Annotated in this window: 23 protein-coding genes; 8 read left to right on the forward strand and 15 right to left on the reverse strand. The window is 47.6% G+C overall.

Going from position 1 to position 24,519, the window contains the following annotated elements; translation table 11 throughout:
- Nucleotides 1-45 precede the first annotated feature (45 nt).
- The 3 genes from RIF36_RS11655 to RIF36_RS11665 all read left to right on the forward strand — a co-directional run bounded on the left by RIF36_RS11655 (nucleotide 46) and on the right by RIF36_RS11665 (nucleotide 4,066).
- Nucleotides 46-567 (forward strand): hypothetical protein, encoded by a 522-nt coding sequence (locus tag RIF36_RS11655; RefSeq protein ID WP_350127587.1) that lies wholly within the window; start codon nucleotides 46-48, stop codon nucleotides 565-567.
- Between the two features lie 196 nt (nucleotides 568-763).
- A complete protein-coding gene (locus RIF36_RS11660; protein WP_350127585.1) occupies nucleotides 764-1,765 on the forward strand; it encodes an isoaspartyl peptidase/L-asparaginase family protein in 1,002 nt (333 codons plus the stop codon).
- Nucleotides 1,766-1,855: 90 nt separating this feature from the next.
- Nucleotides 1,856-4,066 (forward strand): DUF6851 domain-containing protein, encoded by a 2,211-nt coding sequence (locus RIF36_RS11665; protein ID WP_350127583.1) that lies wholly within the window; start codon nucleotides 1,856-1,858, stop codon nucleotides 4,064-4,066.
- A 20-nt stretch (nucleotides 4,067-4,086) separates the two neighbouring features.
- Here RIF36_RS11665 and RIF36_RS11670 read toward each other — a convergent pair whose 3' ends face one another.
- From RIF36_RS11670 to RIF36_RS11715, 10 genes are all read right to left on the reverse strand, one after another.
- Nucleotides 4,087-4,620 carry a 4'-phosphopantetheinyl transferase superfamily protein gene (locus RIF36_RS11670; protein ID WP_350127580.1) on the reverse strand — a complete coding sequence of 178 codons (534 nt, stop codon included), beginning with the start codon at nucleotides 4,618-4,620 and terminating at the stop codon, nucleotides 4,087-4,089.
- A complete protein-coding gene (locus RIF36_RS11675) occupies nucleotides 4,617-4,871 on the reverse strand; it encodes an acyl carrier protein (RefSeq protein ID WP_350074889.1) in 255 nt (84 codons plus the stop codon). The genes RIF36_RS11670 and RIF36_RS11675 overlap by 4 nt, the downstream gene beginning before the upstream one ends.
- 20 nt (nucleotides 4,872-4,891) lie before the next feature.
- Nucleotides 4,892-6,172, reverse strand: a complete 1,281-nt coding sequence (locus tag RIF36_RS11680) for a beta-ketoacyl-[acyl-carrier-protein] synthase family protein (protein WP_350127577.1) — start codon at nucleotides 6,170-6,172, stop codon at nucleotides 4,892-4,894.
- Nucleotides 6,159-6,623 carry a 3-hydroxyacyl-ACP dehydratase FabZ family protein gene (locus RIF36_RS11685; RefSeq protein ID WP_350127574.1) on the reverse strand — a complete coding sequence of 155 codons (465 nt, stop codon included), beginning with the start codon at nucleotides 6,621-6,623 and terminating at the stop codon, nucleotides 6,159-6,161. Before RIF36_RS11685 ends, RIF36_RS11680 begins: the two co-directional genes overlap by 14 nt.
- A complete protein-coding gene (locus RIF36_RS11690) occupies nucleotides 6,620-7,393 on the reverse strand; it encodes an SDR family NAD(P)-dependent oxidoreductase (protein WP_350127571.1) in 774 nt (257 codons plus the stop codon). The genes RIF36_RS11685 and RIF36_RS11690 overlap by 4 nt, the downstream gene beginning before the upstream one ends.
- Complete coding sequence (locus RIF36_RS11695) at nucleotides 7,390-8,520, reverse strand: hypothetical protein (protein WP_350127568.1); 1,131 nt, start codon at nucleotides 8,518-8,520, stop codon at nucleotides 7,390-7,392. Before RIF36_RS11695 ends, RIF36_RS11690 begins: the two co-directional genes overlap by 4 nt.
- A gap of 3 nt (nucleotides 8,521-8,523) precedes the next feature.
- Nucleotides 8,524-9,486: an NAD-dependent epimerase/dehydratase family protein gene (locus tag RIF36_RS11700; RefSeq protein ID WP_350127565.1), complete on the reverse strand. Its 963-nt coding sequence runs from the start codon at nucleotides 9,484-9,486 to the stop codon at nucleotides 8,524-8,526.
- Complete coding sequence (locus tag RIF36_RS11705) at nucleotides 9,483-10,700, reverse strand: aminotransferase class I/II-fold pyridoxal phosphate-dependent enzyme (RefSeq protein ID WP_350127562.1); 1,218 nt, start codon at nucleotides 10,698-10,700, stop codon at nucleotides 9,483-9,485. Before RIF36_RS11705 ends, RIF36_RS11700 begins: the two co-directional genes overlap by 4 nt.
- Before the next feature lie 161 nt (nucleotides 10,701-10,861).
- On the reverse strand, nucleotides 10,862-11,263 hold the full coding sequence (locus RIF36_RS11710; protein ID WP_350127559.1) for a hypothetical protein: 402 nt from the start codon (nucleotides 11,261-11,263) through the stop codon (nucleotides 10,862-10,864).
- A gap of 85 nt (nucleotides 11,264-11,348) precedes the next feature.
- Nucleotides 11,349-12,959, reverse strand: coding sequence for a capsule assembly Wzi family protein (locus RIF36_RS11715; RefSeq protein WP_350127556.1), 1,611 nt, complete (start codon nucleotides 12,957-12,959; stop codon nucleotides 11,349-11,351).
- A gap of 490 nt (nucleotides 12,960-13,449) precedes the next feature.
- Here RIF36_RS11715 and RIF36_RS11720 point away from each other — a divergent pair, with 490 nt between their 5' ends.
- Nucleotides 13,450-15,072: a cyclic peptide export ABC transporter gene (locus tag RIF36_RS11720; RefSeq protein WP_350127553.1), complete on the forward strand. Its 1,623-nt coding sequence runs from the start codon at nucleotides 13,450-13,452 to the stop codon at nucleotides 15,070-15,072.
- 8 nt (nucleotides 15,073-15,080) lie between these two features.
- Here RIF36_RS11720 and RIF36_RS11725 read toward each other — a convergent pair whose 3' ends face one another.
- Nucleotides 15,081-16,838: a glycosyltransferase domain-containing protein gene (locus RIF36_RS11725; protein WP_350074869.1), complete on the reverse strand. Its 1,758-nt coding sequence runs from the start codon at nucleotides 16,836-16,838 to the stop codon at nucleotides 15,081-15,083.
- Nucleotides 16,839-17,035: 197 nt separating this feature from the next.
- Here RIF36_RS11725 and RIF36_RS11730 point away from each other — a divergent pair, with 197 nt between their 5' ends.
- Nucleotides 17,036-17,914 (forward strand): hypothetical protein, encoded by an 879-nt coding sequence (locus RIF36_RS11730; RefSeq protein WP_350127550.1) that lies wholly within the window; start codon nucleotides 17,036-17,038, stop codon nucleotides 17,912-17,914.
- Here RIF36_RS11730 and RIF36_RS11735 read toward each other — a convergent pair.
- Complete coding sequence (locus RIF36_RS11735; protein ID WP_350149352.1) at nucleotides 17,911-18,762, reverse strand: sulfotransferase; 852 nt, start codon at nucleotides 18,760-18,762, stop codon at nucleotides 17,911-17,913. The two genes, RIF36_RS11730 and RIF36_RS11735, sit on opposite strands and share 4 nt — an antisense overlap.
- Nucleotides 18,759-19,955, reverse strand: a complete 1,197-nt coding sequence (locus tag RIF36_RS11740) for a glycosyltransferase family 4 protein (RefSeq protein ID WP_350127544.1) — start codon at nucleotides 19,953-19,955, stop codon at nucleotides 18,759-18,761. Before RIF36_RS11740 ends, RIF36_RS11735 begins: the two co-directional genes overlap by 4 nt.
- Before the next feature lie 17 nt (nucleotides 19,956-19,972).
- Between RIF36_RS11740 and RIF36_RS11745 the strand changes: the two genes are divergently transcribed.
- The 3 genes from RIF36_RS11745 to RIF36_RS11755 all read left to right on the forward strand — a co-directional run bounded on the left by RIF36_RS11745 (nucleotide 19,973) and on the right by RIF36_RS11755 (nucleotide 22,860).
- Nucleotides 19,973-21,118, forward strand: coding sequence for a glycosyltransferase family 4 protein (locus RIF36_RS11745; RefSeq protein ID WP_350127541.1), 1,146 nt, complete (start codon nucleotides 19,973-19,975; stop codon nucleotides 21,116-21,118).
- Nucleotides 21,115-21,837, forward strand: a complete 723-nt coding sequence (locus RIF36_RS11750) for a glycosyltransferase family protein (RefSeq protein WP_350127538.1) — start codon at nucleotides 21,115-21,117, stop codon at nucleotides 21,835-21,837. The genes RIF36_RS11745 and RIF36_RS11750 overlap by 4 nt, the downstream gene beginning before the upstream one ends.
- Nucleotides 21,838-21,906: 69 nt before the next feature.
- Nucleotides 21,907-22,860 (forward strand): fatty acid desaturase, encoded by a 954-nt coding sequence (locus tag RIF36_RS11755; RefSeq protein ID WP_350127535.1) that lies wholly within the window; start codon nucleotides 21,907-21,909, stop codon nucleotides 22,858-22,860.
- On the opposite strand, the gene RIF36_RS11760 is transcribed toward RIF36_RS11755, so the two are convergent.
- Both RIF36_RS11760 and RIF36_RS11765 read right to left on the reverse strand, forming a co-directional pair.
- Complete coding sequence (locus RIF36_RS11760) at nucleotides 22,857-23,843, reverse strand: alpha/beta fold hydrolase (protein ID WP_350127531.1); 987 nt, start codon at nucleotides 23,841-23,843, stop codon at nucleotides 22,857-22,859. The two genes, RIF36_RS11755 and RIF36_RS11760, sit on opposite strands and share 4 nt — an antisense overlap.
- Entirely contained in the window at nucleotides 23,840-24,412 is a 573-nt protein-coding gene (locus RIF36_RS11765; protein ID WP_350127528.1) for a hypothetical protein, read from the reverse strand. Before RIF36_RS11765 ends, RIF36_RS11760 begins: the two co-directional genes overlap by 4 nt.
- Nucleotides 24,413-24,519: the final 107 nt, after the last annotated feature.

A 24,519-nucleotide genomic window follows, 5' to 3' on the forward strand; every position in this document is an offset into this window, starting at 1 on the left:
TGAAGACAGATGTACGTTTCTTGCCTCAATGTTACGAGGCATTGCATGAACGAAGTTAAAATCCGATACAGACTCAAAAACCATCCAACCTCTATAAAGAAGATAGGCCGGACAATTGCCATGACAGGTATTGGACTGTTTCTATTAGGCGACCTTGTGATAAGCCCTGTATTAGGGACAATTCCGCTTGATCTTTGGATCGTAGCTTTTGCGGATGTGATACCTAGAGTACTTGCAAATTTTTGGATGTTCGGATTGGCGGTTTTTTTTGGTGGGGTCATCTTGGAAACATTTAACTGGCGAACAGGAACCTTAAATCTTGACGAGAAACTTAACGAAATACGTATTTCAGGATTGTTTAACTGCAACGTTAAGCTTAGTGAACTAACTACAGTGGAGGTGTTTAATCTTAGGGTAGGATTAAAGCGAAGCGTTCGATTTTTGTGGCTCAACGAAAAACTTACGGTCAAATTTTATGACGAAGCGACATTGATTCACTTCATTGAGATGCTGACACCAAAGGTTAGTGAACATTCGAACGTCAACATCGGAACATGGGCGGACTAAAAGCCTCACAACACAAAGACATCATGGGGCTTCACCTGCAAGGAAATGGCAGTGGGGATTGCAATTCCCGCCACTTTGTGTGTTTTTTCATACAGGTGGCTATTTGCGGAGGGCAGCGGTATCTCTTACCAATCTCCCCATTCCCCCAAATCCCCTTTTTTTACTAGTTTCGAAACGTCATTACAAACCGAAGTCTATGTCCTCTAACAGAAGAGATTTTATCCGCAAGTCAGCCCTAGGTGCAGGTGTACTAGGTGTGTCGTCACTAGCGGCGTGTGCCAGTGAAAGTGAGCAGAAGCAGGCGACCGGCCCCGACCCATCCACCACAGGCACAAAGCCCATCGTGATCGCTACCTGGGCCCATGGCATGCCCGCCAATGAGAAGGCCTGGGAGCTGCTGAGTCAGGGCAAAAGCAGCCTCGATGCGGTAGAGGCAGGGGTGAGGGTCGTAGAATCGGATCCGGAGGTGCAGACTGTTGGCCTCGGTGGCTTCCCCGACAGAGATGGTGTAGTGTCGCTCGATGCCTGCATCATGGACTACGACAGTCGCTGTGGTTCGGTAGCATTTCTGGAAGAGATTGAAAACCCGATTTCGGTGGCCCGCAAGGTGATGGAGGAGACTCCCCATATCATGCTGGTGGGAGAGGGGGCCCAGCGCTTTGCAGTGGAGCAGGGATTTGAAAAGAAAAACCTCTTAACTGAAAAATCGAAGGAGGCTTACGAGAAATGGCTGGAAACGGCGGAGTACAAGCCGGTCATTAATATAGAAAACCACGATACCATCAGCATGCTGGCATTGGACAGCCAGGGTAGACTTGCCGGGGCTTGCACCACCAGCGGGGCAGCGTGGAAAATGCATGGCCGTATTGGTGATTCTCCGATCATTGGAGCCGGACTTTTCCTTGACGGCGAAGTAGGTGGCGCTTGTGCCACCGGTTTGGGTGAAGCAGTGATCAGGGTAGCCGGCAGCGCCATGGTGGTGGAGTTGATGCGCAATGGCATGAGTCCGGGAGAGGCGTGCAAGGCCATTGTAGAACGCATCGCCGCCAAGCATCCATCCGTCGCCGATTTGCAGGTGGGTTTTCTGGCGCTGGACAAATTTGGGAACTATGGCTCGTATGCCATCCATAAAGGCTTCAACTTTGCTGTGTACAACAACAATGGCAATACGCTGATTGATGCGGTGAGTAAGTATTGAACCGATAAGAATTGTTTGCATGGTAAGTTATTGAAACATTTTTTGAGTAAGTAGTCAACCTATTTTGGCACAAAAGTGTCATTGCATGAGATGAGACGTATTCTCTTTTTACTAGCTATTTGGATAACAGGGGCGAACGCATTCGCCAGGCAAACTGATCACTCTATTGCCCGGAAGTGGAATGAAGTGCTGCTGGAAGCTGTCAGGAACGACTTTGCCCGGCCCACTGTGCACGCCCGCAACCTTTTTCATATCTCTGCCGCCATGTACGATGCCTGGGCGGCTTATGACGAGAAGGCGGAGCTGTACTTTCTGGGGCGGTATCACGGAGACTTTTATTTCCCTTACGATGGCATACAGGCGCCGGAAGACTTAAGGGCCGCTCAGGAGGAGGCCATTAGTTATGCAGCCTACAGATTGATTAGCCATCGTTTTGCCCTCTCTCCCGGAGCCCAGAATATCTTCCTGGCCGCTTACAAACAGATGCAGGCAAGGGGCTATTCACTTTCGTTTACATCCACCGACTACTCAACCGGCTCCCCGGCGGCACTTGGTAACTATATAGCCGAAAAAGTGATTCAGTTTGGCTTGCAGGATGGCTCGAACGAGATGAATTTGTACGCCAACCAGTATTATGCTCCACTCAACGATAAGCCGCTCAATCCGTTAATGCCGGGAAATCCCAATTTGAAAGACCCCAATCGCTGGCAATCTCTTGAGCTTGGGGCGTTTATCGATCAGGGCGGAAACCCTATTCCAGGGAGCAATATTCCGTTTTTGAGCCCCGAGTGGGGCAATGTCACTCCCTTTTCAATGAATGCCCTTCATTTTACCCCGCATAAAAGAGACGGTGACGAGTACCTGGTGTATCACGATCCCGGCCCACCCGTTTATTATGATGAGGATGACAAGGAGGCCATAGCAGCCTATGTCTGGACATTCAGCCTGGTGGCAGCCTGGTCATCTCACCTCGATCCATCCGATGGGGTAATGTGGGACATTTCGCCAGCTTCCCTGGGTAATATTGACTACGCTGAGCTTCCGACAAAAATGGAAGACTATCCGGCCTTCTATGATTTTACCAACGGGGGAGACATTGGCAAGGGCTATGACGTGAACCCGGCCACCGGAGAGCCTTACCAACCTCAAATGGTAGCCAGGGGAGACTATACGAGGGTACTGGCCGAATTCTGGGCTGATGGCCCCAGCTCTGAAACGCCGCCCGGGCATTGGTTTGTCATTCTCAATTATGTAAACGACCACCCACAGCTTGTGAAGAAGTTCATGGGGCAAGGAGAGGTTTTGGACGACCTTGAATGGGATATTAAAGCTTATTTTATCCTTGGAGGCACCATGCATGATGTTGCCATTGCCGCCTGGAGTGTAAAAGGATACTATGACTATATCAGACCTGTGTCTGCTATTCGATGGCTCTCAGGCGTTGGGCAGTCCTCCGACCCCAAGTTGCCAAGGTATAACCCTGGAGGGTTTAAGTTGTATGACGGACTGATAGAGTCAGTGAAAGCTGGCGACCCGCTGGCCGGGCCGAGTAGGGAAAATGTTGGTAAAATAAAATTGAAGGCATGGAAGGGGCCGCAGTATGTATACGACCCAGCCACAGTGGAGGCAGGTGTTGACTGGATCCTGGCGGACTACTGGTGGCCTTACCAGCGGCCTTCGTTCGTTACGCCACCTTTCGCAGGCTATGTTTCGGGGCATAGCACCTATTCAAGGGCTGCAGCCGAAGTGCTGACTTTGCTAACGGGCAGCGAATATTTTCCGGGCGGTATGGGTGAATTTGATGCGGAGAAAAATGAGTTTCTGGTGTTTGAAGAAGGCCCGAGTGCCGATGTGGTGCTACAGTGGGCCAGGTACCAGGATGCTTCCGACCAATGCAGCCTGTCGAGGATTTGGGGTGGCATTCACCCGCCTATGGACGATATCCGTGGGCGAATGATGGGGCATGAAATAGGAATTGATGCTTTTAACTTTGCCAGCAGGTTTTTTGATGGTGTCACTACTGGCGTGAAGGAACGCCAGCTGGTGAAAAACCAGGTGACGGTGTATCCGAACCCTGTGCAGCGGGGAAACGCTCTAACGCTGTCATTTAACAATCGTATGTCGCAGGCTCGGGCCGAGCTTATTACCATGGAAGGGGCATCCGTTACTGTCAGGGAGCTTTCTGCGGCATGGGCCGGGCAAACCCTCGATCTCGACGTTGCAGGTTTGAAGCCTGGCCTTTATCTGTTGCGCATCAAGTCCGGTAATGCTTCGGAGATTCACAAGATCATTATTGAGTAGGGCAGGGCGGGTTTTGGGTTTTACCTTTCGATCCATGCCACCACACCCAAATGGTGGTGGTGGCTGATGCTGGCGGGTTTGGTGGCATAGTTGTGTCTTACGGTCGGCAAACCTGCCACATCCGGTAATATTTGAAAGTCTGGCCCCATTTCTCTCTGAAAACAATCACGAAGTTCCTGAGATTGATTAGACGTGTTCAGCTTGAAGGCCTTCCATTTTACGGCTTCTATATTTGAGTTCGTTGCTACAGAAATGATGTTGTCTTTTTTCAGGATAGAATAGCCGTTAATCTCATTCAGCCATTTTCCACGGTAAAGCAGCCTGTCGCCGGCTTTTTTGGAGTAGACCACCTCAATTTCTTTCGGTGAAAACGCCAGTCTTTGCCTTTCGGCTTTGAAAACAGCCTCTTTGGCTGCCCAAAACAGCCAATACATGATTTCATCGTCGGTGCCTTCAGGGCAATGATCGTTGGGGCGGGAAATAAAACGTAGTGCCCTTTGAGAACGGGGTTTGAGAAGTGGGTCTGTCAGGTCAACAATGTCAACTCCAATCAATCCTTTTTCATTTTTTCCAGGATCACTTCAATCGCTTCACCAATCGTATTCATTTTGTTGATCGACTCATCGTCAATCGTAATATCGTACTTCTCCTCAATATCAAGCACGATATCCACCACGTGGGCTGAGTTAATCTTAAGATCGCCAATGAGTTGTATTTCGTCCGAGAGGTTGTCCAATAGCTCCTTTTGCATCACATACGGCTCAATGACGCCTTTGATTTCTGCTTTGATCTGATCTTTTGTCATTTGGGTGGTTGGTAAGGTTTTTAGGACGAAAACTTCCGCAAAATAATACAACTATTCACGTCCCCAAAGCCAAAGTTGGCTTTAGCCACGATATTAAGGTTGGTTTCCACAGTAGCTGTCGGGATTTTCTCAGCCGGAATAATCTTCAGAATCTCGGGGTGAAGCTCCTCTATATTGAGGTTTCCATGCACAAAGTTGCCATGCATTTGAAGTGCGCACCCCACCAACTCGATAGAGCCGGCACCAGCAATGCAGTGCCCGATCATTGATTTGGTGGCATTTACCAACGGGAAGTCAGCAGCAGGAACACTGAGCGCTTCCACCCAGTTATTGAGCTCAATAGGATCGGCCATGGTGGAGGTGAGGTGACCGGAAATGAGGTCGATAGACTCAGGTGTTATCCCAGCTTCTTTGATGGCATTTTTGATACAAGCCTGCACGGCGGTGGAGTTGGGGGCTGTCATGGATCCTCCCATTCTTTGTCCACCCGAGTTGACATCGCCTCCGAGGATTTCCGCATAAATCCGGGCACCTCTGGCAAGGGCTGTGTCGAGTTCTTCCAGCACCAGCGCTCCACCTCCTGCGCCGGGCACAAAACCCGACGATGTGCTGCTCATGGGCCTTGAGCCAAATGTCGGGTTGTCGTTGGAGTCTCTGCAAAGCACACGCATCGAGTCGAAAGCCCCCCAGATGTATTTGCCTTTGCCTTCGGAGCTGCCACACAGCATTCGCTTCGCTTTGCCACTTTTAATAAGCTCATAGCCCATGATGGCCGCTTCGGTGCCAGTGCTGCAGGCCGACGAGTTGGACATGACACGGTTGCCTGCTCCGAGCATGCCGTTGAGGTAGGCACTCACCCCGCTGTTCATCGACTGAGTAATGGTTTTAGTGCCCAGCTTTCTCACCTGTCCGGCATTCACCAGGTCGAAGCGGGGCCCTATGCTTTCGTCCATACTCAGTGCTCCACCTCCATAGATGATGCCTAGTTCAGGGTCAAATTTGTCATAGTCAACCGTAAGGCCCGCATCTTTCCAGGCTTCCAGACCCGACAAACAGCCATAGATCACGCCATGGTTGTCGAGCATTTTGTTGAGCAGTTCGGGAAGGAGGCTGAGCTTGTACTCAACCGATACCTCCGGTTCACCAGCAATTTGGCAGCCCAGGTTGTGTTCGGTTAAACCGGGTATTTTAGCAATACCAGACTTCATGCCTCGCAAGGCGTGTTCAAAAGCCACTTTTCCCGTAGCATTTGGTGCCACTACGCCAAGTCCCGTGATAACTACTCGTTTATTTAAGCTCATTTTTATTCACTAGTAGGCCCGACAGATCGCCTTTACAAACCAGTTGCTGTGTGTCTCTGTTGTGGCATTCAATCCGGCATTTCAACTTACCGAATCTATAATAAATTTTGGAGGAAGTCACCTCAAGTGTTTGCTCCGGGTAGGCTGGCGAGTAGAAATCGACGCAGGACGACGTGAAAACAGGCACTTTTTCATCCATTCCGTTGGAGTTGCTGCTGCTGTTGAGGTAGATACCAAAACAAACCAGGCCAATTTGTGCCATCACTTCAGTGATGATTACGCCGGGAGTGACAGGATTGCCTGGAAAATGGCCCTGGTAAAAAAACTCATCTTTTTTTAGTTTGTAGGTTCCCGTGATAGAGTCTTCGTCAGCACTGAGTATTTCATCCACAAACAAAAAAGGTGGACTGTAGGGTAGTTTTTGAATAATGGCTGCAAACAGTTCGCTCATAGTAGGTGTTCGCCACCATCCACATGAATGGTGCTTCCGTTGATCCAGTTGGCTTCATCCAAAGATAACAGGTAAATGGCATTCGCTACATCTTCTGGCTGAGTCATTCTACCCATCGGGTTGTTTTTGGTTACCAATTCGATCATCTTTTCGTAGGAGGGGATCATCTTCAAAGAAGGTGTGAGTGTCACGCCTGCCTGTATGGTATTTACCCTGATATTGTGCGGGGCAAGTTCCACAGCCAGGTACCTGGTCAATGTTTCGAGGGCTGATTTTGCCAGGGCGATGGCACCGTAGCCTTCCCATACCCGATCGTTACCCATGGAAGTCAACGTGATGATGCGGGCAGGTTTGGCAAAGAAGTTGTTTTTTAGCAGCGTGCGGGCCCAGGTAAACACATTGAGGGCCATGGCGTCTATTGTCAGCTGCAAGTCCTGAAGGTCAAGCTCAGGGCCGTCTTTTGAAACAAATGGCTTCAGGTTGCCCCGGGAAACAGAGTGAAGCATCAGGCTGATATTGGCATTACCCAAAGCCTTTCTGAACTGCGGCAGGTGTTCGTCGATTTTCTCCTGGCTGGTGGCGTCGAAGTTGAAAGAGATTAGCTGAGCACCTGATTTCCTGATTTCATTAAATGCAGCTTCAATATCGGCCAGCACGGAGCGACGATCTCTGTGGACAATGAGCAGGTTCCAGCCACTTTTGCCTAACTTCTGTGCGGTAGCCAGCCCAATACCTGAGGAACCCCCTAAGATCAATGCCCATTTGCTCATGGCTGGACGGGTTTAATGAAACACCTTCGGCGGATGGCAAGCCGGTTGCCTTCTCCGGTGTAGTCGTTCCACAGATTAAGCACGTTGAAATTTTCTTCGAGCATAGGGCCCGTCATTACGTTGGTAGCGCCTGTTTTAATGAAATTATTTAACATGCTTCTAAAGATAAGAACATTTGCTCCAAGCTTTTGATATTCAGGCTTCACCCCAATGAGAAACATGTCGAGGGTTTTGTTAAAATAAAAATCTTTCAGCACGTGATAAAAACCAAACGGAAAAAGTGAGCCTTTGGCCTTTTGAAAGGCCTTCGAAAAAGAAGGGAAACAAATAGCGAACCCGATGGCTTCGTCGCTCTCATTTACAACCACGCTCACATACTCCTTTCTTACCAGTCCAAAATATTGCTTCACGTAATAGTCAATCTGCTTTTGGGAGAGGGGATAATAGCCATACAAATTGGCGTACGACTCATTCAAAATTTCAAAGATACTATTGGCATAAACCAACATTTCCTTATTGGTCTTGAATTCCTTTACCTTGAATTTGAAGCGGCCTTCAATAATTTCCGCCGTTCGTTTCAGCCTTTTTGGAATCTCTTTTGGCACTACGCCCCGTCCTTCCAGCCAGTCGCAGGCTTTTTCAAAACCCAGTGCTTCAAAGTGATCCTTGTAATAAGGGTAATTGTAAATAGTTGCTTGCGTAGCAACCTGGTCGAACCCCTCAATGAGGGTGCCTTCAAAGTCAAGGTCGGTAAAGCCCAACGGCCCGTGGATACTTTTTACATTTTTTGATTTGGCCCAATTTCCGACAGCTTCAATAAGCTTTTTTGACACATCTCTGTCGTCAATAAAATCTACCCATCCAAACCTGACAAGGGCCTTTTCCTGTAACTCTGTGCCATGGAGAATGCCTGCAACCCTTCCGACAATCTCTTGTCCTTTGTAAGCCAGAAAATAGGCGGCGGAGCAGTACTCAAACGCAGGGTTTTTGTCTTTATTGAGTGTGCTTTCCTCAAACTGAACCAGTGGTGGCACCCAACAAGGATGGTTTTTGTAGAGTTTGAAGGGAAACTTTATAAAAGCCTTTAGGTCTTTGGAGGTTTTTACTTCTCTAATTTCAATCGACATAATTTACAGAAGGCCGTTTTGTCTGTAATGCTCGGCTGATTCTTTTAGTGCATCACTCAAAGATGTGAAAATAAAATCTTTTGGAGTGATATCACCTTCGGCAATTCCCCAGTCGGCGGTGAGCTCGTTCATTTTTTCAGGTGTCAGCACAGGCTGCCCTTTGAAGATTTTTGCAAAAAACTCATTGGCATGGGCATAAGGCATCATGATAAAGGAAGGGATGCGGATAGTAACGGGCTTTTTTGCAATACAGTCGCCAATGCAGCTATATAATTCTCCCGGTGAGTAGTTTTTTCCGTCGGTCGCCGCAATAATGGTCTTGTCAGGCTGTGCGGGGGCGTAGTCCACCAGCAGTCTGGCAAGGTCTCTGGCAAAAATGAACGTTAGCTGCTGCGTAGGCTTGGCAAGCAGGGGAGCAATGTTCATTTTGATGGCTTTGAAGAGCTTGAGGAAGGCGGCGTCCCCTGGTCCAAAAACGGCAGTCGGCCTGACAATGACTACCGGAAGCGACATTTTCAAAAGTTGCTCCTCAGCCAGTAGCTTGCTTCTGCCATAATTGGTTACTGGCTTTAGCACTCCATAGGGGCCTCTGGCGGCCAGTGACGACACGTACACAAATTTCCCTTTTGCTGAGAGTAGCTCCTGTTTTTCTACCAGCTCAGCCATCTTTACCGTGAGCAACTGATTGGTGGTGAAGAGTTTTTTTGGATCGAAGGCTTTTGTAAGCCCTGCGTTGTGTATAATGAGGTCGAACTTGCCATACAACTGTTTGAGCTGCGCTATTTCTTGACTTAATAACTCGTCGGAGTCATAGCTGAAAACAGCAGCAGGCACCTGAAGCTCATGTAGATGATCGGTGCTCGACGACTTTCTGACCCCGGCGACCACCTGGTGCTTTTGACTAACAGCGTATTTTACAATATGGGTTCCGATGAAGCCACTGGCTCCTATGACCAGGACTTTCAATGGGCGGCCATGTTCTTATCCTGTAACGTTTCGATGCCAAGCTTTTTCATGGTCTTGTAGATTTTTTCGACTGCAATATCAATTTGTTCTTTGGTATGCGACGCCATCAGACTGAAGCGAATCATGGTGTCCTCGGGGCCTACGGCCGGAGGAATAACAGGATTGACGAAAAGCCCGGCTTTGAAGAGTTCGGTAGTGAGTTCAAACGTCTTCATGAAATTCCTGACGTAGATAGGTATAATGGGTGTCTCCGTTTTTCCTATATCGATGCCATATTCTCTGAAAAGCCTGTGGGCATGGTGGGTGTTATCCCAAAGTTTTGCTATCAACGAGTCGTCGCTTTCGAGCAAATCCAGCACGGCAAGCACTGAGGCCACCGTAGAAGCTGGCATGCTGGCACTGAAGATCAGCGCTCTGGAGTGGTGCTTCAGGTAGTTGATGGTATCGGCGTCTGACGCCACAAAACCGCCAATAGATGCCAGCGATTTGCTGAAAGTACCGCCAATGAGATCGACTTCATTGTCGAGATCGAAGTGGCTGGAGGTGCCGGCGCCGTTTTTCCCAAGCACACCAATGGCGTGCGCACAATCGGTCATGATGGTGGCTCCGTATTTGTTGGCCAGCCGCACAATTTCCGGCAGGTTGGCAATATCACCTTCCATGCTGAACACGCCATCGACAACAATGAGCTTCAATTGTGAATCGCCACACATTTGGAGCTTTTTCTCCAATGCGTCCATGTCGTTGTGCCTGAATTTTAGTTTTCTTGCAAACGACAACCTGCTGCCCTCTATAATGGAGGCATGGTCAAACTCATCGAGAATGATGGTGTCTTCTTTGGTAGTGAGGCAGGGGATCACTCCCAGATTTACCTGAAAGCCCGTGGTGTAAACCAATACCGCTTCTTTATTCAGGAACTTCGCCAGCCTGTTCTCAAGCTCCACATGGAGATCGAGCGTTCCGTTCAAAAACCTTGAACCTGCGCAGCCGGTACCGTATTTTTTTATGGCCGCCGCTGAGGCTTCCATTACCTTGGGATGGTTGGTCAGTCCGAGGTAGCTGTTCGACCCGAACATGAGCACCTGATGACCGTCGATGGTTACTTCTGTGCCCTGCTCTGACTCAATAGGGCGGAAGAAAGGATACTGACCAAGTCTTTTTACCTTTTGAGGCTCCTGGTAAGTACTCGTACGTTTTCTCAATTTGTCATTCATAGTCTACAACAAACATTGTCACGGCTGGGCCTGTGAAGTAACACAATTAACCTACATCTTCCAATCAAAGGGTGTTGGGAGAACGAGAATAAACTGCATTTAGAATCAGAAGAATGTTCATTTAAGGGTGCAGGCGCAAAGTTAACAAAAAGTATTCACTCTTACTTTTTATAAATTTCATGTTTGTATTCGAAGGCGAGGCCCGCCGCCCCATTGCTTGAAAACTGGTGCATGTAGTCGATGCTCTGGTTGTTGTTAAACATCTCATAGCGAATTTCCCAGAATCTGTCTTCTTTGTAATCGTTGTTTTCGTAGCCATTATAAAGCTCAACTTTTATGGTGTTTAGCCCTTTGGACAGGTGCGGTGCCAAATCCACGTCAAGGTTAAGGTCTGGGTTGCCGTCAAACACTTTGCTGGTATACGTTAAGGAGTCATTTATGTACACCTTGACCTGGTTGTCGGCCTTATAAAACCTGATGAAATGGCCCGTTGCCGCCTGCTGGTGTTGTGAGAAAGCGAATTGAGATATCAGGCAAAAGACGATGAAACTAAATATTTTCATAATTCAAATTTATGAAAACATACAAGCATACGAAGTGCCAAACTATTTTGGAGCTGGTGAAAAAGAAGTCCGTGGAGCTATCTGATTAATTATTAATGCGATACCTGAGGTTTAGTAGTGCCTGGAAGTTTCTATCGCTGATCCCGTCAACGAAATACCGGTGGTAGTGTTTTGCATACTGTAGCTGGGCTTCAACTGTAAACTTATCAAACAGTCGGTAGTACTTAGCCGAATAGGCAAACTCAAACTCTGATGGGTATTTCAAGGCCCCGGCGTATTCCCTGAGAATGTAGTCATCATTAAACCTTATTGCCTGCGCCGTGAGGCCGAACATGCTCTTGGGGGTGAAATACTGCGCCTGGAGCACATTCGTATTTGAGCCGGGGCCTATGCCTGCACCAATGATTTGGCCGTTTTGGGTGTAGCCATGAGCGATGGAGTAGTGCACATAATAGGTAGGCGACGAGAAAATACTGACAATCTGGAGCTGGTTGGCGCTAAGTTTGGTGTTTTCGTAGTGGAGCTTAATGGTATTTCCGTTGCTGAGCTCAAAAGCCTCAGTGATACCGAGCACAAAGGCGGACGAGCGATCAGGGTTGCGGCCAAATTCTTTGAAATTTCCCGGAAAATCATTTCTCGCATATTCGGTGTAGATTTCCAGCCCCAATTCTGGACGATTCCAGCGGATAGTGGCGGAAGCCATTTGGTCGTACTCATCGTTGGTAATGATGCCGTTTAGCGGGGTATCGTATTGTCTTGAGGTATGTGCAAAAGCGGCGAAAACATCTTTCGCTCCCATGCTACTTCTTTCCCATAGCCTGTACATCACCCGATGGAGGCCCAGGTTCAATCCCTTCACAAAGCTCGGCGCATAGCCTCCGGTGAAGCCGGTGATATAACGGTAATTATTGTTGGGGTTGCTGTCATAGTAATCGGATTCCTTCAGCATGCCCCAGAAAGCTTTGCCCTCCAGCCGTCCGATTTTGGTATCTATAGGCCGGTTGAAGCCGAGGTTGAATCGTGGAATGCCCGCCGCCTGCTGACTCATTAGAATGGGGTTGAAGGTGGCTGGCCCCCAAACTTCATTTTGGGTAGTGAAACCTGCTGCAATGCCCCGGTAAACGTATTTGACCTCTGACTGCCCCGGATCAATCTTGAAAAGGCTTTCGTCGCCATACCTTTCCACCTGATCCAGCCTTTCGTAGAAAGGGTACGAATATTGACTTTTATTGTAAATAGGTTGTGGGATATCGATGGCAGCGTTCTGACCATAGTGTACAATAGGTGAAAGGGTGTAGCTAAAGTATCCATTTTCGCCGGTAGGAAGTTTGCCCATCACGCCGGTGGTAAACCATGAATTGAGCCCTTTTCCATTCCAAACAGCCCCGTCGTTGTAGCTTCGGGGCGCAGTAGAATTGTATAAAGTGCCAAAAGTGGGGTCAATCACAGAAAATTTGTCCGAATTGGTTGAAGGCACCAGATAGTTGTCCCAGGGATTCCAGCTAAGGGAGCTGTCGGGAGCGAAGTCTGTAATAATGGACGGAAAGGTGCCGATGGCCTCCTTGTCGAAATCATTTTTTAAGAGCAGTAGCCTGTGGTACTCAAAATCCAGCGTACCTGGCTGGAGTACCTGGCCGAAAAGGCTGGAGGAGAATAGAATGAAAAGTGAAAAGAGGCAGGTTTTTCCTTTATTCATGTGTTGTTTTGCTTAGGGTATAGCTTGGTAAAATGCAGGGTTACTTAGGTGCAATTTGTTTGGTTACTAGACTTTTTTGGTGATTTTTTCGACAACCATGGTTTCTGAATATGTTCTCAAACGTAGCAATTTCTAAGTAATAGTGAGCGGTTGAAGTTTACGAAAGTCACCTTATTTTTTGAGGTAATCTTTTTGCCTGGGCAAATGAATTCTCTGGTTTCTCAGCTATTGCGGCCATTTTTCAAAAATGAATACAAGATGCAAAGTACAGCCTTTGAGTTGGAACAAGTGACCTTTTTTTATCGCTTTTGTGCCGCTATGGGGAAATTTGCGCCTTTTTTGAGGCGTCGTTCGTATGTTCCATTTCTGGTTGCATAAAGAATCTGGCGAGCTTCTGGCTGCCGGTTTTTTTGAGAAAAGGAAATTTTCTTGCCTACTTTGCTGCCTTGCTGCTGAGCAACAAGCGGCAGGTAGAACGAAAAGCCACTTAGTGAAACTAATCTACTCTTTACTTCTGACAAGCTGGAAAAAGCTGTTTTTTGCCATGTTGATGAGCATTGTGGCCGGAGGGTTGTATGCTTTGTCTATCAAGTTCCTTCACGAAATCATTACCAGCGATTCCGGGTTGATGATGGTCTTTTATAAGCTCAATATTTCCATCATTGTCTCAACAGCCTTGTCGGTGTTTGCCGGACACTATCTTACCAAAGTGTATGAGGGCCAGGTATCTGACCTCCGTCTTTCCATATCAAAGAAGATCCTGAAGGCCGATTTTTTTCATGTAGAGCAGAACTCTCTTCAAATAATGCCTGTGCTGAATAACGACATCAATACCATTGGTGCGTTCATCAAAACGGTGCCTGATTTTTTTGTTTCAATTTCAAAAGTTGTTGCCTGTGTTGCCTATATGTTCTGGCTTTCATGGCAGCTTACGGCCTATGTGATGAGCATTTACGCCCTGGTATTCCTGGTTTCGATGATCGTTTTTCCAAGAGTACATAAACAGGAGAGGATGATCAGAGAGCTGAAAAATGATATTTTCGAGCATATCAATGGCCTGGTGAGAGGGCTCAAGGAGCTGTCGCTCAACAAAAAGCATAAGGCTATTTACGTGCAGGATATTATGGGCCCCACCAGCCGCAAACACAGCGACAGCCTGACCATCCTCGGCACGCTGCACATATTTGTCACCAAGATTGGCGAGCTGATTGTGATTGTCTCCCTTTCGGTGTTGCTGATTAAATATAATGACATTGTGGTGATGGACAGCGGTCTGCTGCTAGAATTTCTGACGGTCGTGATGTTCGTTTTGCCGGCACTGATAATTACCACCACCTTTCTTAACAATATCAAAAAGGTAGAAGTAGCGCTCAATGCTATTGGCAAACTCGGAATTGAGTATCAACCAGACAAAGAGGCAAAGCGGCAGCCGGTGAGCCCGATTGGATCCCGACCAGAGCCTTTGATTGTTCTTGAAGATGTGGGGTTTGAATATGGTTCGGAAAGGGAAGCAAATGGGTTTCACATCGGGCCATTCAACCTGACAATCAACCGTGGAGAAATTGTTTACCTGAGTGGGGGGAACGGTAGCGGTAAAACGACGCTTGGCAAACTGATTGTGGGACTTTACCGGCCAAGCTCTGGGAAGATTTTATTTCAGGGGCAGGAAATAGACGAACGGAAAAATGAAGACTATCGCAACCAATTTGCAGCGCTGTTCCCAGATTCTCATGTGTTCAGAGGGCTACAGTACATTGACGATACATACCTGCAAACGCATGGCGAGCGGCTCATCAAGATGCTCAACATCGAAGAGATAGTGAATATTAAAGATAAATCGCTGTCTACTATACGGGTGTCGTCGGGCCAGCAGGGCAGATTGTCACTGTTGAGGTCGCTACTGGAAGACAAAGAAATTTACCTGTTCGATGAGTGGGCGGCTAATCAGGATCCGCTTTTCAAACTGAAATTTTATGGGTCAATTATCCCGGATTTGAAGAAAGAAGGAAAGACTGTCATCGTGATTACCCACGATGAGTCCTATTTCCATATGGCCGATAGAATTATCAAGCTTGAAGATGGTCACGTCGTTAGGCAGCACACCGGCAAATAGGCGCATGGCTAGTTGTCATCTCTGAGATCGAAGCACTCAGGGCATGGTTTTTTTAGTCCAAACAGAAATGACCGGTAGGGATAGACATTTCTCGTGTAGGGAAACTCCGATGGATAAAGTTTGTAATTGATGTTGTCCGTTTGAATCAAATCGTCCATACTGGACCCAAAGGCCAGAAAGGTGCAGGTCGGGTTATTTCCGAACCAAACCGGGCTGACAATTTTTGCCAGCATCCCACACATCATCATCACTACTGTGCCGTCCTCGAATCTTTGTTCAGCAAGTTCATCGTAAAGCTCGTAGGAGTTCCTGAAGGGAACCCTCATGATGCGGGCCTCGTCCGCTTCCAATCCCAGCTTTTTGAGTACTGTCAGGTCCTGAAACTCGTTTAGGACAAAGAACAGCTTCCTGCCTCTCAATGCGCCCAGGATAGCTGGCAGCAGCGAGAGGTTATGGTGGATGGTCATCGCCGGCACTGTGAACTCGTCGGCTTGTCTGAGCTTCAGAGCCAATGCTTTCAGCTCAGGATAGCAGATGCCGCAGGGGATTCCTACAAAGTAGTTGTGGTTTTTGATTTGTAGAGCAGTCAGCAGGCGTTCGGCCAGTACTTCCGAGTATATCTGCTGTTTCCTGCCGTACCATTTTGCTTCGTTGTCTTTGCTAAGGTACTTTCTGATAAAAGTGATTTCTCCATCGTTGAGATGAGAAAAGCAGAAAGGCTCTTTCTTTTCCAGAAGATTTCTCAAATGTGACGCACTTTCGTGGTAGTCGGGGCCATAGTTCTTGCTGTATCTGAAAACCTGCGGTTGCGTCGACCGGCCTTTGTTGTACCGGTTGATTTGTAGCAGGCTCACCAGCGATTGCAGGTAGGCCGCAAATGAAACAAGAGTAGCCAGCGGCTTAAGAAGCCTTGTGGTGTTGAATGTGTATTTGCCCTTTAATTGTTGCAGTCGCCTGCGAAAGTGTTCTCTCGATGCCGGGATATGGATCACCAGTGGGCGGGTGCCGGTGGCGGTGTTGTGCAGTTGGCCCTTTTTCCACGCCAGGTCCCTGAAGATGGTTTGCTGTGATGCCAGTCCAAATGTCTTGAGCAGCTTCCGCTCGTATTGGAAGAAGAGGAAGCTGTGCCTTTTTGAAAGGAGGGGCCACTTTGCAGCTGTCGCTCGCCCGCCTGTGCAGGCAAAGAGCTGTTGCTGACCGTCGGTGGCGATAGTGTACGCTGGGTTAAACAGCTGAGAGCTGCAGTCTGCATAGAACCGGCTAAATAGCGACTGGTCTGATCGTATTTGTGTCAAAGCTTGTCCGTCGGCAAAGTCGATTCCGTACAAAGCCTGTATGTCGCTCAGCATTTGACGAAGGTGCTTTAATTTCCCCATAAAGGAGCCGGAATTAAGATAGTCGTAGTAAGTGGCACCACGGGGGTAAAATTTCCAATAGTAGTATTTGAGGGTGCGATCCCTGAAATAGAAATTAGCTTCGGCTGAAAATAGAATATCAGTGTTGAGCCTGGAAAAAAGCTCCAAAATGTCAGACTCGCCACCGATCACATCAACATCAAAAGCGTCCACAATCAGCAGGTGATCATCGTCGTTAGCGTCTGTTGAAAGAAAGTATTTATTGAGAAGGCTTAGTTTAATAGCGTTTGTACTCCATTCTTTACCAATTCCCAGAATTTCCAGGGGTAGAGCGAGTTTTGCACACGAATTCTTCAGGGTGTTTATCCTTTCGTCAACCGTGTTTGCAAAAGTCACAACTTTTAAACTCATCTTTATGAACCGTTTTGCGAACAAAGTAAATGAACTTTGAGACATTTATCGTCGATAGATACTGATCAAATCAGTCACCCTGCAATGAGTGTCTTTTCGGGATATTGTCGGAGGCCTGATAATATTTATCCTTCATTCTTTGTTCGCCCAATATCTCATACTAAACCAACTTTCAAGCAAAACAGCGTTTTCGTAAGATGATGGTTACTCTGAGAGAGATTTTGAGGTATTTAAGGCTGAACGCTTTTTGGCGCTCCAGCTTTCGCATAAGGTCGATAGTTGCCACGAAACGAAGTGAAGATCAGCCGATTTATATTTCTCTGTCTACCACCCCTGAGCGCATCGCCAAAATCGGTCCTGCCATAACGTCGCTAATGGATCAGACTGTGATGCCTGACAAGATATTCCTTTGCATCGCCAAAAAAAGCAGGAACGGGCAGGCTTATAAAATCCCCGGCTTTTTATCGGACAACCCTTTGGTGGAAATAAGTTGGGTAGAGAAAGACCTCGGGCCCGCCACCAAATGGTTTTACAGTTGCCAGGCCGATGATATTGAAGAGGGCAGCAGCATCATCGTGCTGGACGATGATCAGGTCTATCCGAAGCGGTTGGTAGAACACTATTTGCATTGCAGAAGGCAGTTTCCTGCAGCGGCATTTACATTGCTGGGCTGGCCAGTGCCGGCTACCGGGCAACATGCCGACAGAAAGTGTGTGAGTGCAGGGAAAGTTAGAATCCTGGGTGCCGACAATAGGACTGAAGTGATTGTGGGACCCGGGCAGGTGCATTGCGTGCAGGGCGCTTCCAGCTACATGATTACAAAGGGGATGTTCAAACCCACGGCCGATTATTTCGAAAAGTATGAGGCGGCCAATTTTGCAGACGACATCCTGATCAGCGGCCTTTTGGCAGATAGCCAGGTGCCTGTGTATGTGCTGCCGGGCCCATTTCAGTTTATTCGCCTTCATTCTTTGGGGATGATGCAGGCACCAAGCTTGTACAATACTACCAATCGGAGTAGCGACTACAACGATCAGCTTTACAGACTTTTCGAAAAAAGCTGGCCCGCTGTTTAGTAAATGTACGGGCTTAACCGGTTCGATCGGTTAACAGTGATTCTCAGGCCAAGGCAAAAAACTACCCGAATAAATTTAGCGACATGCGTGACGCTGGTGCTGTAGGTTCTAGGACTGACCCAGCCATTGTTTTTCCCGGCCGCTTTTATGTTTTTTACGAGGTGCCTCTCCCTTATAAAATCTTTGCTCAATACCTCCATGGTGTATAGAAACAAGCGATCCCGTACGGATCGTTCAGAAACCTCCGGATACAGGACACTCGCATGCTGTGCCTTGTTTTCTGCTTCCGCCACAATTTGCGATACCCACTCAGGGGTTGATTTTTTCTGTTGTTTGTTGTCCCACTTGATTTCTAGCTGGATGCCGAGGTGCTCCATTAGCCGGTTCCATTCGCTAGACCCATCCTCAATATTGAGGTGAATAAATCTAGGGTCGGCCTGGAAAAAGTGTAGTACTCTTTTTCTGTAAATGAGCCAGTCAATTAATATTTGGCGGTAGACTGTTTTGCCCATGATGAGCCTGGAAAGGCGGACGATTGCTTTGTCCTCCCTCATATGTCGCTCGTCGATATGACTGAACCAGTTGAACATGCTGAGAATCCAGCGGGAAGGCTCCCGATCCAGCAGAACTATTTTTGCATCGGGAAACCAGGCGGTGAGGTGATGGAAATTGTGTAGGCTGCCATCGAGAAAGTAGTCGAACTTTGAGAAAAACTCCTCATCTGGTTCAGTTAGGTGAGAGTACACCCCGAAGTGCGGCGTATGGGTCACCCGAAGGCCTTTTTCTTTCAGGGCATTTGTGATGCTGGTGGTGCCCATTTTTGAGGAGCCGATGAAAAACACTTTCATAGATTATCGGCTACTGGTTTTTGAAAAAGCTTGAAATAAGCTTGCGCCATGCTGTCCCAGGTGAACATCTCTTTTTCGGTATTGCTTTTGAACAAGCGACCCAGGTCTTTGAGCGCCTCTTTGTCGGACAGTAGTTTGTCAACGGTCTTGCTCCATACTTCTCCATCGCCGGACGGAAGCAGCAAGCCATTGAAATTGTCTTTTACTGCGGATGGAATGCCGTCTACCCTAGCTGCCAGGCAAACCAGCCCACTGATAGCTGCTTCCAAAGCCACGAGGCCAAATCCCTCGTAGTCACCGTCAACATGTAAGTTGGGCATCACAAACAGATCTGCATATAAAAGCACTTGATCAAGTTCAGTTTGGGGTAATTTTCCTGTAAATAACACTTTGTCCCTATAGTCCGACTCTTTCATGAGCTTATCCAGTTCAATGGCTTCCAGGCCAAAACCAAAAAGGTGGGCGAGTTTCTTAAAGACCGATGCCGGAAGTACTTTTGAAAGCCATAATATAAGGCCGATATTTTTCTCCCTCGGCCCGACAATCACATAAAGAACAGGGGCTTGTATTTGCAGAAGCACATTTTTGATAAACCAAACAAAGCCCTTTCGCTTAATCGGCCGACCAATAGATACTATCAAAGATTTGTCATTGATGGCTGCTCCAAATCTTTGCCTGAGCAGAGAGTAGATGGCCTCATTTTTTTGCGGGCTTGGCAGTGGCTCGAACCCATTGGGGATATAATGCGCCCTGGCTGAGGGGATACCAGCCTTGATGCATTCAAGCCTTGTCTCGTCGCTCACGGCAATGACCCAGGCAAATTTTGATAAAAAATTGCGGAGCCAAAACTGATACAAGGTCGACTTGAAGATAACATCGAGCCCATGAACTGTGGCGGCCAATTTTTTTCCGGTGAGCCAAAGCAGCGGAGTTAAAAACAGTGCCATAAGGCCGTCGTTGGCGTGAATGACAGCTATGCGGGGGTTGGCCCAGACCTTGAACAAGCACAACGGAACAACCGAGAAGAAAAATAGCGCTTTAGGGTATTTTCCACTAAAGATAATTTTGTGGACTATTGTATATGATTGCAGGTTTTTGATCAACTCATAGCTTTGCTTTTGCATGCCGCCAATGGATGGAGGATATTTGTGCGTAACAACAAGAACTTCGGAATCGCTTCGGCCTGCCAACATGTGAGGTTTGTGGAAATATGAGCAAAGTTAAGATTGTATTTTTTATTGATGTACTCAAAAAGGATTTTGATGGGGTGTCCAATACCACCAACCAAATTGCCTACCGTTTGCCAAAGGATCAATTCGATGCCATCTTTATTACTCCACTGCCGCCTGAAGACCCGGAGTTTCCCTTCCCTGTGTACAAGTGCCCATCGATAGACCTACCGCTTTATAAGCAATATAAATTGGCATTACCCAAGCGAATGAAGGGATTGGAGGCGATGCTCGATGACTTCAAGCCCGATATTGTACATTGGAGTACCCCTTCGGCGCTAGGTTGGTATGCTGTGAAGTATGGCAAAAAACGCAAGATACCTGTGGCAACTATTTACCACACACACTTCACTTCCTATGTAGAATACTTCTTAAGATTTGTGCCTGGTATCGATACGATTTCGCCACCGATAGCCCGGCGGCTGCTGTCGTTGTACAAAGATTGCTCGCTGGTGCTGGCACCTACGGAAAGCATGAGCGACTACCTGAAAGTATTAAGAGTAGATGCTGGCAAAATTAGAGTATGGGGCAGGGGGGTCAATCAGCACCTGTTTTCTCCCGATTTCCGGGACGATAAGTTTTTCACTCCATACGGCGTCACCAGCAAAAAGAAGATTCTTTTTGTCAGTCGGCTGGTGAGTTACAAGTCCACCGACAGCCTGATAGAGCTCTATCAGTTACTTGACAAAGGCCACAAGCTGATTGTCACTGGCGATGGCCCTGACATGGAGAGGCTTCAAAGTAAGATGCCAGAGGCTGTGTTTACAGGAAAACTCACCGGTGAAGCACTTTCCAGGGTATTTGCCTCGGCCGATGTGTTTGTCTTTCCGTCGGTTACGGAAACGTTTGGTAACGTGATTCTTGAGGCCATGGCTTCCGGACTGCCTGTGGTGGCCGCAAGGGCTGGAGGTCCAGCTGACATCATTGAAGATGATGTTACCGGTTTTTTAGCTGAACCCGGTAACACCAAAGAAATGTATGGTCATGTAAAGTCATTGCTGTCAGATGATGAATTGCATGCAAGGATCAGAGAAAAGGCGATTTACTACGCCAGCCAGCAAAACTGGGACGTACTGTGCCAGCGGCTGTTCGACTACTACACCGATTTAGCCAAAACAGCTTCATGAGCCTTACCTTTAAGATACTTCAGCTAGCTACGCCAAACATCGATTCTTACGCTGCCTATAGCATTGCCTCTGTGCGGGGCTATGCAAAAAAACATGGTTATCAGCATTTGGTGCAACGCAGCCGGTTGATAACTGATATGCATATCAACTGGACCAAAATTGCGCTTTTACAAAATGCCCTGGCCGAAAAAGACATCGATTATGTGGTACTGTTAGATGCGGATATTATTCTCACCACCACCGCTCTGCGCCTGGAAGACTTTGTGAAGATGGGGAATGAAGCGACGCATATACTGATGCCTGGTGATACGCCGTTGTTGGGAGGTAAAAGGCCCAACGCAGGGATGATCATTGTTAAAAACAGCCCCGAGGGCAGAGGCATTATTGACTATTGGCTGCATGCGGCCCGCCACGAAGGCAGGCACCTCGCAGATATCCACCCGAGAAATCAGCTAGTGTACTGGAATTTCGTAATGCCCAGGTTCAAGCCCCTTCAGTTTGTTATTCCCAGGTCATTTGCCAGGAAGTATTACCCTGTTTACGATTACCTGGGGCTGCGTGGGGGATTTTTGTGGCATGTGACCCAAACTAATGAGGGCGTAAGAGAAAAGTATATGAAGAGGCTTTACGAGCAACACAGGCCAGAAATGGGCGACCTTCAGGCCACTTTAGAAGCGCTGAAAGAAGCAACGCAAGGGTTGGTTAAATTGGTTGAGTAACTAATAGCATTTTTAGGCGCAGTTAAAAAATTCATTGTTTAGTTTTAGGAAACGTTAATCGAAGTTTCATTGGAGAAGGTTGCTGGTTTGAAAAACGCTCAATCATTTTACTGGGAAGAAAGCAGAGAACCTCACTTTCAGCGCAGAAAGCAAATCATGAATGAAGTGCCTGAGGTGAAGAAGCTTTTTGGTACCGACCCTCTCTTAAAGTACAAAGCGATTTTTGTGCTGCTGTTACAGCTGGCTATTCCTGTGTTTTTTCTGCCTGAAAATCCATACCTGTTTGCGCTGCTGGTGGTGGTAGTGGGCGCCACACTTAGTCAGATTCTTTTTTTGGCTATTCACGAAATCACCCATGACCTGGCTTTCAAAAACCCAGTGCTTAACAATGTTTTGGCCATCATCGTCAACTTTCCCATTGTGTTCCCCTTCAGTATGGCGTTTAAGGTGTACCACGCCAAGCACCACTGGCACCAGGGTAAGGAGGGGGTTGATACCGATCTGCCGACGGACGAGGAGGCTCTTCTGTTTAAGGGCTTTTTCGGTAAGCTGATCTGGCTGGTGAATCAAATCCTTTTTTATGCTATCAGACCACTCATGGTGCACCCTATTAAACCCGACAAGTGGCAAATTATCAATCTGATAGCTCAGCTGGCATTCGTACTGGTGTTTTACCAGGTGGCAGGTATTGCCGGTTTTGTTTACCTTATTGCCTCTCTCTTTGTGGCCGGCGGGCTTCACCCCATAGCCGGCCATTTTATAGCAGAGCACTATGTCTTCAAAGAAGGTCAGGAAACCTATTCGTACTACGGTTTCCTTAACAAGATTACTTTCAATGTAGGCTTTCATAACGAGCACCACGACTTCCCTAACATTCCGGGCAGTAGGCTGCCAAAGTTGAAGAAGCTTGCCCCCAACCATTACGACCACCTCTATTCGCACACCTCTTGGTCAAAGGTGCTTTGGCGTTTTGTGTCGGAAGAATCGATGACGCTTTACGCAAGGGTGAAGCGCAATAACTAGTTGTCTCTCACGAAACTCAGTGCCGCTTCAATAAATTTATCATTTTCAGAAACGAATGGCTCGTGCCACGAGTTTTCGAATACAGTCCAATCGACGGCGGTATTGGTAAGCAGTAGCTCTGTTTCATTGCCCACTTCTATAGGCACTACGCCGTCTTTTTTGCCCCACAAAAACTTAACTGGTAAGGTGATCTTTGAAAGGTCGTCTGTCTTATCGAAGGTGAAAAGTACCTTTTCGCTGTAGTCTTTGTAAGCCTTTCCATGTGCAAACTGTGACATGGCAGTATTGGGTGAAAACAGCACATAATTCAGCACAAACTTTTTGTTTTCGTAAAGAGATAAAGGATTGCCACCGAGGTCAAGCATTTTGCGGTAGTAGTCCACCCAAACATCGTTCACCGTTGTGGCGTTGACGGGGTGGGTTTCAGCGAATTCTAATATTTTATTGTCCTGGCGGGCGGTAGCTTTCTTCATCACCCAGTCTCTCATGATCTCCATCCAGCGCAGGTTGCTAAAAGTGCCGTTCACCACCATCAGTCCGTCTACCATTTGCTGATTTTCTCCCGTAGTCAGAAACTGCCAGGCCAGCTCCACGCCGAAGCTGTGCGCCATGATATAGATTTTCTTACCAGGATATTGTTGACGCAGCAAGCCTACTGCGTAGAATGCGTCTTCGCCAAACTGCTCATAGGTGAGCGACGCAGGATCGGCATTGCCAGCCGAAGAACCCGCAATGCGCTGGTCCCAGTAGGCGACAGCTACTTCGGTTTCCATTCCCTTCAGGTAATAGCGGTAGCACATGGCGCAATCACCAGGGCCACCGTGAAAAAAAATGACAATCTTATCGGCATCAAGGTTGCCTCGTATCCAAATGGGCATGTCGGCGCCGTCGTTGCGGAGATAGAAGGTGTCTTTAACGTCAGTGGTGTCGTCGCTGCAGGCAAAAAGCGCCGAGCAAATCATAAGTATGAGTATCTTTTTCATTTTCTAACAGTGAGGGGTTTGCTGATGCCCGCTTCAAAAGCAATGCGGGTGAGGGATGATTTGTTGTAGGGGATTTGTTTGAGTACATGGAAGCGACAGAACCACGTGAGCTTGATTTGCTTTTGCACTGATAGGTCTTTCCCGAAGCCAACAAACAGTGACGGCATAAAGGCCGTTCTCCCAGCCAGGTGTTTTCTTTCCAATGTGCCTTCTTCCGACACTTCAAAAGTTTGGCCTTCGTAAAACGACCTGAAAAGCCCCGGACTAATGCCTGTTTCAAACAAGCTGCCTTTCTGGTTGACTGTTTTGTAAGAAACCTCCGGCATCACGATCACTCCTATATGGTTGCCGGTATGGCGATAGACGGCCAGCCCAGGTGAGAAAACCAAAGCACTATTTCTGGTTTTCTCTCTTCCGTTCGTTTTCTCCCAGGAATACAGCGGAAGGGAATAGGCTCCCTTTACGCCATAGTGAGTAAATGTTTCTCCGAAGTAGGAGAGCTTTACTTCCTGAGCCCGAATAGAAGAAAAAAATAAGAGGGCTACAGGCAAAAAAATGATTTTATGCATTGTAGTTGAGTTTTTGACTCAGATCAATACGGCGAATCGATTGTAAGGGTGCGTTGGGATAATGAAATTTTCAGTGAAGTAGAGGAATTTGAGCCTGATATATGAAA

The organism is Imperialibacter sp., assembly GCF_040222815.1.
Taxonomy (GTDB): domain Bacteria; phylum Bacteroidota; class Bacteroidia; order Cytophagales; family Cyclobacteriaceae; genus Imperialibacter.

Excerpts from the sequence above, each read along its gene's own strand:
- RIF36_RS11655 (WP_350127587.1), top strand. The coding sequence starts at position 46 with ATGAACGAAGTTAAAATCCGATACAGACTCAAAAACCATCCAACCTCT.
- RIF36_RS11660 (WP_350127585.1), top strand. The coding sequence starts at position 764 with ATGTCCTCTAACAGAAGAGATTTTATCCGCAAGTCAGCCCTAGGTGCA.
- RIF36_RS11665 (WP_350127583.1), top strand. The coding sequence starts at position 1,856 with ATGAGACGTATTCTCTTTTTACTAGCTATTTGGATAACAGGGGCGAAC.
- RIF36_RS11675 (WP_350074889.1), bottom strand. The coding sequence starts at position 4,871 with ATGACAAAAGATCAGATCAAAGCAGAAATCAAAGGCGTCATTGAGCCG.
- RIF36_RS11680 (WP_350127577.1), bottom strand. The coding sequence starts at position 6,172 with ATGAGCTTAAATAAACGAGTAGTTATCACGGGACTTGGCGTAGTGGCA.
- RIF36_RS11685 (WP_350127574.1), bottom strand. The coding sequence starts at position 6,623 with ATGAGCGAACTGTTTGCAGCCATTATTCAAAAACTACCCTACAGTCCA.
- RIF36_RS11690 (WP_350127571.1), bottom strand. The coding sequence starts at position 7,393 with ATGAGCAAATGGGCATTGATCTTAGGGGGTTCCTCAGGTATTGGGCTG.
- RIF36_RS11695 (WP_350127568.1), bottom strand. The coding sequence starts at position 8,520 with ATGTCGATTGAAATTAGAGAAGTAAAAACCTCCAAAGACCTAAAGGCT.
- RIF36_RS11705 (WP_350127562.1), bottom strand. The coding sequence starts at position 10,700 with ATGAATGACAAATTGAGAAAACGTACGAGTACTTACCAGGAGCCTCAA.
- RIF36_RS11710 (WP_350127559.1), bottom strand. The coding sequence starts at position 11,263 with ATGAAAATATTTAGTTTCATCGTCTTTTGCCTGATATCTCAATTCGCT.
- RIF36_RS11715 (WP_350127556.1), bottom strand. The coding sequence starts at position 12,959 with ATGAATAAAGGAAAAACCTGCCTCTTTTCACTTTTCATTCTATTCTCC.
- RIF36_RS11725 (WP_350074869.1), bottom strand. The coding sequence starts at position 16,838 with ATGAGTTTAAAAGTTGTGACTTTTGCAAACACGGTTGACGAAAGGATA.
- RIF36_RS11730 (WP_350127550.1), top strand. The coding sequence starts at position 17,036 with ATGATGGTTACTCTGAGAGAGATTTTGAGGTATTTAAGGCTGAACGCT.
- RIF36_RS11735 (WP_350149352.1), bottom strand. The coding sequence starts at position 18,762 with ATGAAAGTGTTTTTCATCGGCTCCTCAAAAATGGGCACCACCAGCATC.
- RIF36_RS11740 (WP_350127544.1), bottom strand. The coding sequence starts at position 19,955 with ATGTTGGCAGGCCGAAGCGATTCCGAAGTTCTTGTTGTTACGCACAAA.
- RIF36_RS11745 (WP_350127541.1), top strand. The coding sequence starts at position 19,973 with ATGAGCAAAGTTAAGATTGTATTTTTTATTGATGTACTCAAAAAGGAT.
- RIF36_RS11750 (WP_350127538.1), top strand. The coding sequence starts at position 21,115 with ATGAGCCTTACCTTTAAGATACTTCAGCTAGCTACGCCAAACATCGAT.
- RIF36_RS11760 (WP_350127531.1), bottom strand. The coding sequence starts at position 23,843 with ATGAAAAAGATACTCATACTTATGATTTGCTCGGCGCTTTTTGCCTGC.
- RIF36_RS11765 (WP_350127528.1), bottom strand. The coding sequence starts at position 24,412 with ATGCATAAAATCATTTTTTTGCCTGTAGCCCTCTTATTTTTTTCTTCT.